General features: G+C 67.9%; 16 protein-coding genes. 8 read left to right on the top strand and 8 right to left on the bottom strand.

Annotated elements, in window-relative coordinates:
• The first annotated feature begins 51 nt into the window (after positions 1-51).
• Together AC2IR1_RS03450 and rsmD are read left to right on the top strand one after the other, a co-directional pair.
• Positions 52-1,260, top strand: coding sequence for an NAD(P)/FAD-dependent oxidoreductase (locus AC2IR1_RS03450; protein WP_486474886.1), 1,209 nt, complete (start codon positions 52-54; stop codon positions 1,258-1,260).
• Positions 1,260-1,820 (top strand): 16S rRNA (guanine(966)-N(2))-methyltransferase RsmD, encoded by a 561-nt coding sequence (rsmD, locus tag AC2IR1_RS03445; protein WP_486474885.1) that lies wholly within the window; start codon positions 1,260-1,262, stop codon positions 1,818-1,820. The genes AC2IR1_RS03450 and rsmD overlap by 1 nt, the downstream gene beginning before the upstream one ends.
• A gap of 116 nt (positions 1,821-1,936) precedes the next feature.
• Here rsmD and AC2IR1_RS03440 read toward each other — a convergent pair whose 3' ends face one another.
• The 4 genes from AC2IR1_RS03440 to sfsA all read right to left on the bottom strand — a co-directional run bounded on the left by AC2IR1_RS03440 (position 1,937) and on the right by sfsA (position 5,036).
• Positions 1,937-2,704, bottom strand: coding sequence for an SDR family oxidoreductase (locus tag AC2IR1_RS03440; protein WP_486474884.1), 768 nt, complete (start codon positions 2,702-2,704; stop codon positions 1,937-1,939).
• Between the two features lie 89 nt (positions 2,705-2,793).
• Positions 2,794-3,369 carry a DUF6653 family protein gene (locus tag AC2IR1_RS03435; protein WP_486474883.1) on the bottom strand — a complete coding sequence of 192 codons (576 nt, stop codon included), beginning with the start codon at positions 3,367-3,369 and terminating at the stop codon, positions 2,794-2,796.
• 1 nt (position 3,370) lies between these two features.
• Positions 3,371-4,192, bottom strand: coding sequence for a type I methionyl aminopeptidase (gene map, locus AC2IR1_RS03430; protein WP_486474882.1), 822 nt, complete (start codon positions 4,190-4,192; stop codon positions 3,371-3,373).
• Between the two features lie 136 nt (positions 4,193-4,328).
• Positions 4,329-5,036 (bottom strand): DNA/RNA nuclease SfsA, encoded by a 708-nt coding sequence (sfsA, locus tag AC2IR1_RS03425; protein ID WP_486474881.1) that lies wholly within the window; start codon positions 5,034-5,036, stop codon positions 4,329-4,331.
• Positions 5,037-5,084: 48 nt separating this feature from the next.
• Here sfsA and AC2IR1_RS03420 point away from each other — a divergent pair, with 48 nt between their 5' ends.
• From AC2IR1_RS03420 to AC2IR1_RS03405, 4 genes are read left to right on the top strand one after another with little or no spacing between them, the layout of a single operon-like run.
• Positions 5,085-5,807, top strand: a complete 723-nt coding sequence (locus AC2IR1_RS03420; protein ID WP_486474880.1) for a competence/damage-inducible protein A — start codon at positions 5,085-5,087, stop codon at positions 5,805-5,807.
• Positions 5,804-6,538 carry a GNAT family N-acetyltransferase gene (locus tag AC2IR1_RS03415; protein ID WP_486474879.1) on the top strand — a complete coding sequence of 245 codons (735 nt, stop codon included), beginning with the start codon at positions 5,804-5,806 and terminating at the stop codon, positions 6,536-6,538. Before AC2IR1_RS03420 ends, AC2IR1_RS03415 begins: the two co-directional genes overlap by 4 nt.
• 31 nt (positions 6,539-6,569) lie before the next feature.
• A complete protein-coding gene (locus AC2IR1_RS03410) occupies positions 6,570-7,148 on the top strand; it encodes a peroxidase-related enzyme (protein WP_486476366.1) in 579 nt (192 codons plus the stop codon).
• Between the two features lie 21 nt (positions 7,149-7,169).
• Positions 7,170-8,306, top strand: coding sequence for an OmpA family protein (locus AC2IR1_RS03405; protein WP_486474878.1), 1,137 nt, complete (start codon positions 7,170-7,172; stop codon positions 8,304-8,306).
• Positions 8,307-8,414: 108 nt separating this feature from the next.
• Here the strand turns inward: AC2IR1_RS03405 and AC2IR1_RS03400 are convergent, their stop codons facing one another.
• The 4 genes from AC2IR1_RS03400 to AC2IR1_RS03385 all read right to left on the bottom strand — a co-directional run bounded on the left by AC2IR1_RS03400 (position 8,415) and on the right by AC2IR1_RS03385 (position 11,519).
• Entirely contained in the window at positions 8,415-9,320 is a 906-nt protein-coding gene (locus AC2IR1_RS03400; protein WP_486474877.1) for a LysR family transcriptional regulator, read from the bottom strand.
• A 163-nt stretch (positions 9,321-9,483) separates the two neighbouring features.
• Positions 9,484-9,867, bottom strand: a complete 384-nt coding sequence (locus AC2IR1_RS03395; RefSeq protein ID WP_486474876.1) for a hypothetical protein — start codon at positions 9,865-9,867, stop codon at positions 9,484-9,486.
• A gap of 107 nt (positions 9,868-9,974) precedes the next feature.
• Entirely contained in the window at positions 9,975-10,748 is a 774-nt protein-coding gene (locus AC2IR1_RS03390) for a DUF6478 family protein (protein WP_486474875.1), read from the bottom strand.
• A gap of 132 nt (positions 10,749-10,880) precedes the next feature.
• Complete coding sequence (locus AC2IR1_RS03385; RefSeq protein WP_486474874.1) at positions 10,881-11,519, bottom strand: dihydroxy-acid dehydratase; 639 nt, start codon at positions 11,517-11,519, stop codon at positions 10,881-10,883.
• A 534-nt stretch (positions 11,520-12,053) separates the two neighbouring features.
• Between AC2IR1_RS03385 and AC2IR1_RS03380 the strand changes: the two genes are divergently transcribed.
• Both AC2IR1_RS03380 and AC2IR1_RS03375 read left to right on the top strand, forming a co-directional pair.
• On the top strand, positions 12,054-12,818 hold the full coding sequence (locus AC2IR1_RS03380; RefSeq protein WP_486474873.1) for a CPBP family intramembrane glutamic endopeptidase: 765 nt from the start codon (positions 12,054-12,056) through the stop codon (positions 12,816-12,818).
• Positions 12,819-12,831: 13 nt separating this feature from the next.
• The gene (locus tag AC2IR1_RS03375; RefSeq protein WP_486474872.1) at positions 12,832-13,767 is read left to right on the top strand and encodes a CPBP family intramembrane glutamic endopeptidase; all 936 of its coding nucleotides are present in this window, start codon (positions 12,832-12,834) and stop codon (positions 13,765-13,767) included.
• The last annotated feature ends 60 nt before the right edge of the window (positions 13,768-13,827 follow it).

Here is a 13,827-nt window from a genome sequence, read left to right as displayed (position 1 = left end):
GAAGAAAGCATATAGCTTCGCGCCGAAGATGCACCAGCAGGAGTGACGGGCATGAGCCATATCGCGGTAATCGGGGCCGGGCAGGCCGGGGCGTCGCTGGTGGCACGGCTGCGGGCGAAGGGCCACGAGGGCGAGATCACGCTGATCGGCGCCGAACCTGTGCCGCCCTACCAGCGGCCGCCGCTGTCGAAGAAGTTCCTGCTGGGAGAGATGGAGGAAGAGCGGCTCTACCTGCGGCCAGCCGCCTGGTACGCCGACAACGGCATCACCCTGCGCACGGATGCGGCGGTGGAGGCGATCGTGCCCGCCGCGAAGGAGGTCGTCATCGGCGGCGAGGTGCTGCGCTACGACCGGCTGGCCCTGACCACCGGATCGGTGCCACGGCACCTGCCGTCCGCCATCGGCGGCGCGCTGGAGGGCGTCTTCTGCGTGCGCAGCCTGGCGGATATCGAGGCGATGGCCCCGCATGTGGTGCCGGGCGCGCGGGTGCTGATCGTGGGCGGCGGCTACATCGGGCTGGAGGCCGCGGCGGTGGCCGCGATGAAGGGGCTGAAGGTGGTGCTGGTCGAGATGGGCGAGCGGATCCTCCAACGGGTCGCGGCGCCCGAGACCTCCGGCTACTTCCGGGCCCTGCACATGGCGCATGGGGTGGAGATCCGCGAGGGCTGCGGCCTGGAGCGACTGACGGGCGAGGGCCGGGTCAGCGGTGCGGTTCTGACCGACGGGACCGAGCTGGACGTGGATTTCGTCATCGTGGGCGCGGGCATCCTGCCGGATGAGGCGCTGGCGGTGGAAGCGGGCCTGGTGGTGGAGAACGGCATCGCCTGCGACGCGCAGTGCCGTACCTCGGACCCGTCGATCTGGGCCGCGGGCGATTGCGCCAGTTTCCCCTTCCGCGGCGGGCGGCTGCGGCTGGAGAGCGTGCAGAACGCCATCGACATGGCCGAATGCGCCGCCGACAACATGCTGGGGCTGGAACAGGCCTATGACCCGAAGCCCTGGTTCTGGTCGGATCAGTATGACGTGAAGCTGCAGATCGCGGGGCTGTCGACCGGTTACGACCGCATCGTCACCCGGCGCGACGACAAGGGCGCGCGGTCGCACTGGTATTACGCGGGCGAGCAGCTGCTGGCGGTCGATGCAATGAACGACCCGCGCGGCTACATGGTGGGCAAGCGGCTGATCGATGCGGGCCGGACCGCCGATCCGGCGAAGGTGGCCGATCCGGCGGTGGATCTGAAGGAGCTGATGAAGGGCTGATGCGGATCATCGCGGGAGAGTTCCGGGGGCGGCGCCTGGCCGCGCTCGGCAAGGGCGACGCGGGCGCGCATCTGCGGCCCACGACGGACCGGGTGCGGGAGAGCCTGTTTTCCATACTCGCCGGCGGGCGCTTCGGCGATCCGCTGGACAACGCGGTGGTGCTGGATCTTTTCGCGGGCACCGGCGCGCTTGGGCTGGAGGCGCTGTCGCGCGGCGCGCGGCAGGCGACCTTCGTCGATGACGGGCGGGTGGCGCAGAAGCTGCTGGCCGGGAACATCCGCGAGCTGGCGGTGAAGGACCGCGCCACGGTGCTGCGGGTCAATGCGACGCGGCTGCCGCCCTGCGGCGGGGTGCCCGCGACGCTGGTTTTCCTCGATCCGCCCTATGGCAAGGGTCTGGGCGAGCCGGCGCTGGAGGCCGCGCTGGCGCAGGGCTGGATCGCCGATGACGCGCTGATCGTCTGGGAAGAAAGCGCCGAGGTCGAGCTGCCGGAGGGCTGGGAGATGCTTGACCGGCGGAAGTTCGGTGACAGCTGGATGAGCTTCGTCGCCAAGGGGTGAGAGTGGGGGCGGAGCGGCCGGAGCGGTGGATTGCATCCACCCTACGGGTGCCTCGCCGTAGGGTGGATGTAATCCACCTTCGGTTGCCCCCAGCCTCCTCCACCAGCCCCCCTGCCTCAGCCCTTGCAGATCGCGTTGCCGCCGTCGGCGTGGATCGCCGCGCCGGTCACGAAACTGGCGGCGTCGGACAGGAGGAACTGCGCCACGCGGGCGATCTCCTCCGGCTCGGCCATGCGCTTGAGCGCGTGGATCGAGGCCGCCCAGTCGTGGAAGCCCGCGTCCTCCCCCGCCATGGCGGTTCGGGTGCCGCCGGGCAGCAGGGCGTTGGCGCGAAGGCCTTCGGGGCCGAGTTCAACTGCCAGGACCTGTACCAGCCCGACGAGGCCCGCCTTGGCCGCGCCGTAGGCCGCCATGCCCGGCAATCCGATGCCATGGCCCACGAAGGAGGAGGTGAAGAGCAGCGCCCCGCCCGGTCGGCCCGCCGCAGCCCCCCGCCTGAGCGCCGGGACCTGGGCCCGGACAGCCAGGTGCGCCGCGTCGAGGTTGGTCGCCAGCACCTGCTGCCAGTCGAGGGGAGAGAGCGCCTCTGCCGGGGCGGCGGGTCCGGTGATCCCGGCATTGTTGAAGGCGGCATCGAGGGGGCCGAGACGCTCTTCGGCCAGGGCGACGAGGGCCGTGGCGTACTCCGGTTCGGTGATGTCCCCGGCGAGGGTGGCGACCTCCGCCCCCTTGGCACAGGCCTGCGCGGCCACGGCCTCCAGCCGGGGAGCATCCCGCCCGCCGAGGGCGAGGCGCGCCCCGGCTGCGGCGAAGAGCCTTGCGGCGGCGGCGCCGATCCCGCTGGAGGCGCCGGTGATGAGGATCGTCTTGTCGGTGAGCTGCATGCGATGTCCTTTCTGCAGGGTGCAGGGCAGGAAGAGCATCGCGCGGGCCCCGGGTCATACCGGATCCTGCGGCTTGGACGTGCCGGGAGTCAGGCGGCGCCGGAACCCGCAGGTTCCGGGTCGGGCCCGGCCTGATCCGTGGCAGAAGGATCTGTGGCAGTCTGATCTGCGACAGCGCGGTCGGTGTCGGCCTTCAGCCAGACCATGCGATCAAGGAACCAGAGCTTCCCGCCCATGGCCAGGATCAGCCCCGCCAGCACCAGCCAGGGGTGCAGCACCCAGAGCCCCCAGGCGAGGACGAGGGACCCGAGGCCCGAGACCGCCACGAGGATCATCGCGGCGCGGGCATGCTGCGCGGGAATGGGGCGGGATTTGCGGGCGAGCCAGATCCTTTCGCCCAGCACCCCCTGCGACATCCAGTTGTCGGTGGAGGCCGGAACGGGGAAGAGGCGCGGATTGGCCCAGGTCCAGAGCAGGATCAGCGCCACGGGCAGCAGGAACCAAAGCCCCAGCCAGACCCGCGCCCAGAGGGCCAGTGCCAGGAGGGGGAGCACGGTGAGGCGGCTCCAACCGCTCCAGGGATTGGCGTGGCGGTCCCAGGTCGCCCCGTCCATGGCCATGAGCCGTTCGGAGAGCGCGCCCGGGTCAACCACGGGGCCGGGCACGTCAGACCGTGTAGGTCGGGTGGAATAGACCACCGGGCGAGAGGGTGAAGATCTCGCACCCGTCGGCGGTGACGCCGAGGGAATGTTCGAACTGGGCCGAGAGCGACTTGTCGCGGGTCACGGCGGTCCAGTCGTCCGACAGCACCTTGGTTTCCGGGCGACCCAGGTTCACCATGGGTTCGATGGTGAAGAACATGCCTTCTTCCAGCACCGCGCCGGTGCCCGGGCGACCGTAGTGCAGCACGTTCGGCGGGGCGTGGAAGACCGTGCCCAGCCCGTGGCCGCAGAAGTCGCGCACGACCGACATGCGCTGCCCTTCGACATAGCTCTGGATGGCATGGCCGATGTCGCCGAAGGTATTGCCCGGCTTCACCATGTCGATGCCGATCATCAGGCTGTCATGGGTGACCTGCAGCAGGCGTTCCGCCTTCCGCGAGAGCTTGCCCGCGACATACATGCGGGAGCTGTCACCGTACCAGCCATCGAGGATCACCGTGACGTCGATGTTGAGGATGTCGCCATCCTTCAGCTTCTTTTCGCCGGGAATGCCGTGGCAGACCACGTGGTTGATCGAGATGCAGGAGGCGTGCTTGTAGCCCTTGTAGCCGATCGTCGCGGAGATGGTGCCGTATTCGGTCACCTTGTCCTCGATGAACTTGTCGATCTCGGCCGTGGTCTTGCCCGGCTCGATGATGGCGGCGACGTCATCGAGAATGCGGGCGGCGACGGCGCCGGCCTTCCGCATGCCTTCGAAATCGGCCTGATCGTGGATCCGGATGCCTTCCCGTGTCGTGCGGCCGCGATGTTCCTGTTCCAATGCCATGTTCCCTGAAATCTTGCCCTGGAGGGCGCGCGGGACCGGACCGGCCCTGGGGCCCCGATCGCTGGCGCGTCAGGGGCAGAGATAATCGCTTTCGTCCGGAAATGCCAGAGAGGGCGGAAACGCCCGGGCGGAGGCATCAGCCGGGCGGCGGCGGCAGGGCGGGGCCCAGAGTGATCTCTTCCGGGGTGATGTTGCAGCGCATGGCCATGACCTCCACCCCGGCGGCGCGGGCGGCGGCGAAGCCTGCGGCATAGGCCGGGTCGATATCCGCGGCGAGGTCGGTGCGGGTGGCATCGGTGCGCTGCACGAGGAAGAACATCACCGCCCGGTGGCCGGCCTGCGCCATCTGCGACAGCTCTCCCAGGTGTTTCAGCCCGCGCGCGGTGACGCTGTCGGGGAACTCCGCCAGGCCGGGCTGGCGGGAGAGGGTGACGGACTTCACCTCCACATAGCAATCGGGGCGGTCGGGGTCGGTCAGCAGGAAGTCGATGCGGCTCTTCTCGCCGTACTTCTGTTCCGGCAGGACACGGGCGTAGCCGTCAAGCCGCGGCACCTGCCCCGCCAGCAGCGCCTCGCGCAGGGCCCGGTTGGGAACGGAGGTGTCGACGCCGGTGAAATGGCCATCGGGATGTTCGACCAGCCGCCAACCGTACTTCAGCTTCTTCTTCGGATCGTCGTTGGGTTCGACCCAGATCCGCATGCCGGGATCCGCCAGCCCCATCATGGAGCCGGGATTGGCGCAATGGGCCGTCACCTCCTGCCCGTCGGGCAGCCGGATGTCGGCGAGGAAGCGCTTGTAACGGCGCAGCAGGGTGGCGGGCAGAAGAGGGGTTTGAAAGCGCATGCGCGAAGCCTATAGCTTTGATCATCAAGCATGAACAAGGAGCAGGTCATGGCCAATCCCACCGCCGCGATGATCGTGATCGGGGACGAGATCCTGTCGGGCCGCACCCGCGATGCCAACATGTACTTCCTCGCGCAGGAACTGACCAAGCTGGGCATCGACCTGAAGGAAGTGCGGTTCATCGCCGATGACCAGCCCGCCATCGTCGCCACCGTGCGGGAGATGTCGGGCAAATACGGCACCGTCTTCACCTCTGGCGGGATCGGGCCGACCCATGACGACATCACCGCCGATTGCGTGGCCGAGGCCTTTGGCCGGACGATCGACGTGCGCGACGATGCCCGTGACCTGCTGGTCGCCCATTGGGAGCGCCGGGGGGGCGAGATCACCGAAGCGCGCCTGCGGATGGCGCGCATTCCGGCGGGGGCCAGCCTGATCGACAACCCCGTCAGCATCGCGCCCGGCTTCACCGTCGAGAACGTGCATGTCATGGCCGGCGTGCCGTCGGTCTTCGAGGCGATGGTGGCCAGCGTTCTGCCCACGCTGGTGGGTGGCACCCCCCTGCTGAGCCAGACCCTGCGGATCGAGCGCGGCGAGGGCGAGATCGCCGGGCCGCTGTCGGAGCTTGCGGCGAGCTACCCCGCGCTTTCCATCGGGTCCTACCCGTTCCAGTCGAACGGGATCTACGGCGCCAATATCGTGATCCGGGGCGCCGATCCGGCCATGGTGGACGAGGCGATGACGAAACTGGCCGGGCTCTTCCCCGCATGAGCGGAGGCGAAGACCGGACGGCGGAGTTCATGGCCGTCGTCGATGCCACCTGGCCCCCGGCGGAGATCCTGCCTGGCATGCCCTTCGTGCTGCGCCGGGGCGGCGGGGGCGGCAAGCGGGTCTCTTCGGCCTCATCGACCCGCAGCCAGGTGAGCGCGGCAGAGATCGACGCGGCCGAGGGCGCGATGCGGGCGATGGAGCAGGTGCCGCTGTTCAGCATCCGCCCGGGCGACGAGGACCTGGACGCGGCGCTGGAGGCGCGGGGCTACGAGGTGGTCGACCCGGTCTGGATCTATGCCATGCCCGCCGCCGAGATGGCCGCGCTGGAAAAGGCGCCGGAGCGGATCAGCCTGACCGCCTGGGAACCGCTGGCGATCCAGAAGGAGATCTGGGCCGAGGGCGGCATCGGAGCCGCGCGGCTGGCCGTGATGGACCGGGTGAGCTGCCCCAGGACATCCCTCATCGGGCGCTACGAGAATTCGCCGGGCGGCACGGCCTTTGTCGCCGTGGACGGCACCATCGCCATGCTGCATGCGCTGGAGGTCAGCGCCACGGTGCGCGGGCGCGGCATGGGGCGGGCAATGATGATCGACGCCGCCCGATGGGCGCTGGAACACGGGGCCGAGGAATTCTCGGTCATCGTGACACGCGGCAATGTCGGCGGAAATGCCCTCTACCGGTCTCTCGGCATGGCGCAGGTCGGGCGCTACCATTACCGTCTGGGGTCATGAACGGGAGGAGACCGATATCATGACGACCGAAATGACCGGGCAAGTTACAGCCCTGAACCTGCCCATGGTGGACCCGCTGCCGGAGCGCACGCGGAAGTATTTCGACATCTGCGAAGAGAAGCTGGGCATGGTGCCCAACGTGCTGAAGGCCCATGCCTTCGACATTGAGAAGCTGGAGGCCTTCACCGCGCTCTACAACGACCTGATGCTGGGAGAGAGCGGGTTGTCCAAGCTGGAGCGGGAGATGATCGCGGTGGCCGTGAGTTCGATCAATCACTGCTTCTACTGCTTGACCGCCCATGGCGCGGCGGTGCGCGAGATGGCCCCGCAGGACATGGGCGGGCCCGCACTGGGCGAGATGATGGTGATGAACTGGCGCGTGGCCGATCTGTCCGCGCGGCAGCGGGCGATGCTGGAGTTCGCCGTGAAGGTGACCGAGGCCAGCGCGCGGATCGGCGAGGCCGACCGGCAGGCGCTGCGCGACGCGGGCTTCAGCGACCGGGACATCTGGGACATCGCCAATGTCGCAGGGTTCTTCAACATGACCAACCGGATTGCCAGCGCCGTCGACATGCGGCCAAACCCCGAATACCACGCGCAGGCCCGCTGAATGGGAGGTGGGCAACAGGTGATGGCGGGCCGCAAGGCAGGTTTCGAGGCGGGCGCGGCGGCGCGGTCCGCCCCGCTTCCCTGCGCCGGGCTGCCGCCCTGTCGTCTGTTGCCGCCCTGTCGCCTGTTGCTGCGCTGGCTGGCGGCGCTTTGCGTCTGGCTGGGCGGGGGCCTGCCTGCGCTGGCCGATCCTTTGGATACCCTGCCCTATGCCGCGCGGATGACGACCGAGGAGGTCACGGTTCCGGACAGCTACGCCTTTCCCACGGGTCCTGCCAAGGGCAGCACCCCGCCCCCCATGGAACAGGTGGAGGGAACGATCACCCGCCGCGCCTGGACGGTTCCCGGCCCGGGGATGACCACCCTGCAGCTTCTGGCGCCGCTGCGCGCAGCGTTGAAGAAACAAGGATTCGAGGTCGTGCTGGATTGCGCCACGCGGGTCTGCGGCGGCTTCGACTTCCGCTTTGCCCTGGAGGTGATCCCGGCCCCGGCGATGAGCGTCGACCTGTTCGATTTCCGCGCCCTGACGATGCAGCGCACCGCCGATGGCGCGTCCGGATCGACCGCATCGACTGGATCGACCGGCGCGGAGGACACGATTTTCCTGCTGGTCAGCCGCAACAGCAGCGCGGGCTACGTGCAGATGGTGCATGCCAGCACCGACGCCAGCCTGCTGCAGCCCTTCCTGCCCACAGGCCTGCCCACCGGCGCACCCGCGCTGCCCGATGCGACGGGGAACGCGGCCTCCCCTGCCCTGCCCGGGGATGGCACCGGCGCCCTGCCGCCGCTGGCGCAGGCGCTGGAACGGGAGGGGCGCGTGGTGCTGTCCGATCTGCGCTTTGCCACCGGCGCCGCCACGCTGGAAGACACGCCCAGCCCGTCGCTTGATGCCGTGGCGACGCTGCTGCTGTCGGATCCCGCCTGCCACCTGCTTCTGGTCGGGCACACCGACAGCGAGGGCGCCCTTGAACCCAACCGGGAGCTGTCGCGCGCCCGGGCGGAGGCGGTGCGGGCACGGCTGATCGGGGAATACGGGATTGCGCCCGACCGGATCGAAGCCCATGGCGTGGGCTACCTTGCTCCGATCGCCAGCAACCGGACCGAAGAGGGCCGCAAGGCCAACCGGCGGGTCGAGGCGATCCTTCTGCCGAAGTCCTGACACCCCGAGAGCGGCGACAAGATACCCCGGCACGCAGGCTGCGCACCGGGGTCCGAGGGTCCACGCCCCCCTGTCAGAGGAAGGTCGCGGCGGGGGAAATGCGGGGCGCTACCAGTTGAGCGGCCCCTTGTCCTGGAAGGCATCCACCAGGAAATCAATGAAGGCGCGCACCTTGGGCTGGGTGAACCGGCCCGGCGGGTAGACCGCGTAGATCCCCTGAACCTCCACCGGCAGATCGGGGATCGCATCCTCCACCAGGCCCTGTTCCATGGCGTCGTGGTAAAGGAAGGACGGCAGGTAGGCGATGCCCAGGCCGGAAATGGCGGCATTGAGCAACGACTGCCCGTCGTTGACCGAAAGCCAGCCGGCGGTGCGGATCTGCCGCTTTTCCCCGGAGGGCGCCGTCAGTTTCCAGACATTGCCGGAGGCCTGGGACGAATAGTGCAGCAGCTTGTGTTCGTTCAGATCGTCGATCTTGGCCGGCCGGCCGAACTTTTCGAAGTAGGAGGGCGCAGCGATCATGCGCTGCGCCGTCTCCGTCAGCTTGCGGGCCCGCAGGGAGCTGTCCTCCAGCTCCCCGATGCGGATGGCCATGTCGAAGCCTTCGGAAATCAGTTCGACGTAGCGGTTGTTCAGCACCATGTTCACGGTGATATCGGGGAATTCCTGCAGGAACTCCCCCAGCACCGGAGAGAGGTGATTTACCCCGAAATCGGTCGCCACCGAAATCCGCAGCAGGCCCGAGGGCGCCGATTGCATCGAGGTGACCAGAGCATCGGCTTCGCCTGCATCGTTCAGCACGCGGCGGGCGCGGTCGTAGTAGGCCAGGCCGATTTCCGTGGGAGAGACGCGGCGTGTCGTCCGGTTTAGCAGGCGCGCGCCGAGGCGCGCCTCCAACGAGGAGACATGCTTGGAGACGGCGGATTTCGAGATCCCCATCTTCTTTGCCGCGTCGGTGAACCCTCCCTGGTCCACCACCGTGGCGAAAGCCTCCATTTCCGTGAGCCGGTCCATCTTGCCTACCTGTCGCACTGGGTGGTCAGCGTCGTGTATCGGCGCCGAAGAAGGCAGGAAGTGGGCAGACAGCCGACAATATCGCGGTTTTATCCGGTATCGTTGCAGCTGGGGAAACGCTGCCGGGGCCGATGGGGGCCCCCTTTGCGTTCAGGTGGTACGGTCAGGCGGCGCCGGTTTCGACGCAGTGACGACGGAAGGCCCGTTTGAGCATGTCCAGTTCGGCCCGGAGAAGGACGATTTCGGCATGCATCGTGTCGCTGACCTCTTCGCCGGCCAGCACCGCGAAGTTGCCCAGCAGCTTGCCCGAGGCGCGGTCGCGGATCAGGAAAACCTGGGTCCCTTCCGAGATCACATGCGGCGGGATGGAGACGACGAGCCCCCATTCGCCCTCTGCCCCGGTCGGGGCAACCGTGACATCGTCTAGCTTTTCATCATGCACCAGCACCTCGATCTGGGGTGCGGGGTGGCTTTCCGGAACGGTCAGGATGCCTTCCCACTTGCCGGCGTGAAGGCGGGTCTTGGTCAGGGTCATCTCGGAACTCATGCGGAACCTCCTGGTCGCGGGCGTCTTCACGGGCATCTTCTGGGGTTTATTCTGGGGCTTGATTACTGGGTACGCTCTCCGGACCTTCGCCGGCTACCCGGCCGGCATCACAGATCCGCGCGGGGGCGGCGGCTGACGGTCAGGTCGCGCAGGGTGACCTCGTTCATCTGGGGGCCTTCGAAGATCAGGTCGATCCAGGCCTTCTCGATCCGCTTTTCATTGATCTCCGAATAGGCCAAGTCGAATTCGACGCTCAGCTCCGCCTCGTGCACGGGCAGTTCACGAACCAGCTGTTCGGTATTCGGACCGTGCTTGATGTTGAGGCGGGCGAAAAGCTCCAACGGTTTTTCCATCTGGACGAGGGTGTCCAGCCGGATCAGGTGCCGCTTCAGCAGCCCGTCCAGCGCCTCGTCCGGCAGGTTGATGGCAAGCGACAGGAAAGACCCGTCGAAGCCGAAAACGTCGAGCCGCATGGCATAGGGGGCAAGGTCGCTTTCGCGGTGGTTCCTGACCTGTCGCAGGGTAAGTTCCGACTGGGCGCAGTCATGGAACATGGTGACTTCCTCGCCCAGCTGTTCACCGGAACGGACGGCAGTCACGCCATGCTGGGCCAGTGGCCCGCGCCAAAGCTGCGGGCGCCAGGCCCAGTCGGTGCCATGGGGCACCGGGAAGGCGTTGGAGCCGATGGCCGGCAGGCCAAGACGGCTGTCGGCGAAATAGATCAGGTAATCCAGTTCACCGCGCAGTGCCCGCGCCTGACTGCGCTGCGTCCGCAGGGTCGACAGCGGCGTGTCGTGCACCTCGGCGGCACGCTTGCGCCAGCGGCGCCGTTCCGAGCGGTTGATCAGCCTGTCGATCAGGGATCTGCGAAAGCCTGCCATCTGTGCCGTGGTTTCCGTTGTCGTGTCCGTTGCTTCGGCCAGGCGGCGGGGGCCGTCCGGCGTCGTCTGCCCGTGGCAGGTTACCCCATGGAAATCCGGACACAAGCGTATGCGGCGTCCTGCCCGCGCCGGTTAGTCCTGCGTCGTGTTTTCCGTGTCACCTGTCGCCGTTGCAGGCACGTTGACCGTGGATCCCAGGCCATCGGCGGCCTGTTCCGCCAATGGCGCGCTTTCGGTCGGGGCGGTTTGGGCGGCACGGGGGGTATCGGGGCTGGCGGCGCGGATGGACTGCGCCATGGCCAGCAGCAGGGAACGCCCGCCCGCCCCCGCGACCGAGCTGTCCTTCGGCCCATAGGCCGCCAGGCTGACCAGGTAGCCGTTGATCACGAAAACCCCGCGCCATTGCCGTGGATCCGCCGCACGCACCAGCGCATCGCCGCCCGCCCCCAGGTGCAACAGGCGCATGCCGTTGCGATCGCTGGCTTCCAGCACCGGAAGGCCATTGGCGGCGAAATCCCGCGCCATGCTTTCGGCCCCGGGCAGATCCCCGTCATCATAGCGAGAGACGGTGGCGGTCAGCACGGCCAGGGCCACAGGATTGCCCATTTCGCCGCCCGACAGGATGTCGCAACGCGCCAGAAGGGCGAAGCCGCCGCCGGTCCGGGACTTCAGGCTGCGCCCTTCGATGCAATAGTCCTCCGGCCCGCGAATGACGACATCGCCACCGGCCATTTCGCCGTGGGCCAGCACTTCGCCCATGGGGCGGCGCATGGTGGAAAAGAAACCCTCGCCATTGTCGGCACCGCCGGTTTCCAGGCATCCAGGCAGCAGCAGGCACAGGCCCGCCGCCGCGACGTGGCGCAGCGGATGCTTTCGACCGGCATGCCTACGATGGGTTGGGCGCGACTGCAGCCGCAACCACCTGCGCGACGCGGCAAGGCGCCTGAGAGGGCCAAGAGCGGGGGAGAGAATGCTTGCGGCCTGCATCCGGTCAGTACCGTGCCCGGGGGCTGCCAAGGGGGCCGCCAGCGGGACGCGGCACGGAGGTCCGTTCGGATCTTCGATCTGTCGTCATGGCAGTCGTCCTCCGGTCGCGGCCCGTCTTCTTCATCCGCCAAGGGCATAAATGACCCATGGGCACCGCACAAGTGCGACAGCACCGCACAAGTGTCACAAGGCCGATTGCGGGGCGGCGGGCCCGGCGCTAGCTTGCCGGTCATGAGCCGAGCCGACAACGACCAAGCGCCGCCCTGGCGGGACATGCCTCCAGCCATATGGCGCACAGGTGCGGGCCTGGCCCTTTTCATGCTGTTCTACACGGTGCTGATGGCGCTTTGGATGATCGCGGCTGCGCCGGTGCTGGCCCGGACGATTCCCGGGCCGCAGGCGCTGACGTTGCTGATGCTGTCTTCCTTCACGACGGCGCTTCTATCGCTGGAACTGATGATGCGGGTGCTGCACGGGCGGGGGCTGGACCTGTTGCTGCTGCCGCTTGGGCAAACCCTGCGGCAGGCGTTGCGGGTGCTGCGCTACGTTCTGCCGCTAATCCTGGTGATTGCCCTGCTGCCGATGCCCGTGGACATCGCGCCCACGCGCTACATGGACACCGCGCGCTGGTTTCTGTGGATCCCGGCGGGCCTACTGACCATCGCGATCCAGATCACCGCGGAGGAATGCCTGTTTCGCGGCTACCTGCAGAAGCGCCTGTCCTGCCGCTTCCGGTCGCGCCTGCTGTGGCTGGTGGCGCCGGCGCTGCTCTTCGGTGCGCTGCACTATTCACCCGAGACCGGCGCCAACGCGCCATGGTTCGTCGCCTCGGCCGCGCTGTTCGGCCTGGTGGCCGGGGACCTGACCGCGCGATCGGGCACTCTCGGGCCCGCGCTGGCATTGCATTTCGTCAACAATGTCATCGCGATCCTGGGCGTTTCCTTCGGGGATGAGCTGGGGGGCCTCGCGCTCTATCATATCTCCATCGCGCAGGATGACCCTGCGATGCTGCGCTTGATGCCGGTCGAACTCGCGACCACGGGCGTGCTGTGGCTGGCCGCGCGACTGGCACTGCGGAAATGATGGCACCGCGGAAATGAGAGAGCTTTTCGATCCGGCGCGCGCCTACCTGCCCCACCACGCCTACGCCATGCCCGCCGGTCGCCAGCCGGAGCTGTGGCGCCTGATCCTGGGCCTGGCGGTGATCGAGGCCCTCTTCGGCTTCACCATCTACGGCTTTGACGAGGCGCTTGCCTTCGTCGCCCCGGCGCTGGCCGATGCCGTCTTCCTGGGGGACACGCCGCTGGGCCTGACCCTGCAGCTGACGACCTACGGGTTCCTGGGTCTGGCCACGGCCTTTATCGTCTCGAACCTGCAGATGCGCCCGGCCCGCAGCCTTCTGGGCCCGGCCGGCACGGTGTTCCGACCCCTGGTCCAGGCCTTCCTGGGGGCCATGGCGTTCTACATGGTGATCCAGTTTTCCCCGCCCTGGGGCGATTTCCTGGCCATCGAGGAGGTGCGCACGCCCGCCCTGTGGCTGCTGGCGCTGCCTTTCGGGCTGCTGGCCCTGCTGGTGCAGACCGCCTCGGAAGAACTGCTTTATCGTGGCTACCTCCAACAGCAGCTGGCGGCACGGTTCGACAGCCCGCTGGTCTGGATGATCCTGCCCAACATCGCCTTTGCCAGCGTGCACTGGGCAGAGGGCAGCGACTGGGCCGACAACTGGCAATACGTGATCTGGGCCTTCTGCTTTGGCCTGGCCTGTTCGGACCTGACGGCACGCGCCGGATCCCTGGGCCCGGCGATCGGGCTGCACCTGGCCAACAACGCCTATGCCTTCCTCTTCTTCGGAGAGGTCGGCGCCCCCGATTCCGGCTTGTCGCTGTTCCTCTTCCCCGCCACGCCCGACCTGCCCCAGACCGACCTGCTGAACAGCGAATTCCACGGTCCGATCCTGACGCTTTCGCTGCTGCTGGAGCTGGCTGTGCTGGTCCTTGCCTGGCTTTCCGCAAGGGTTGCCATCAGGCGCTGATTGCAATCCTCGTCCCACGGCCTTATCTCGGGGCCGACAGAAACGCCCGAAAGAGGCCAA

Source organism: Pseudooceanicola sp. NS-SX8, assembly GCF_057380755.1.
The sequence above is the reverse complement of the archived record's forward strand: the minus strand, read 5'-3'. Positions and strand labels throughout refer to the sequence as shown.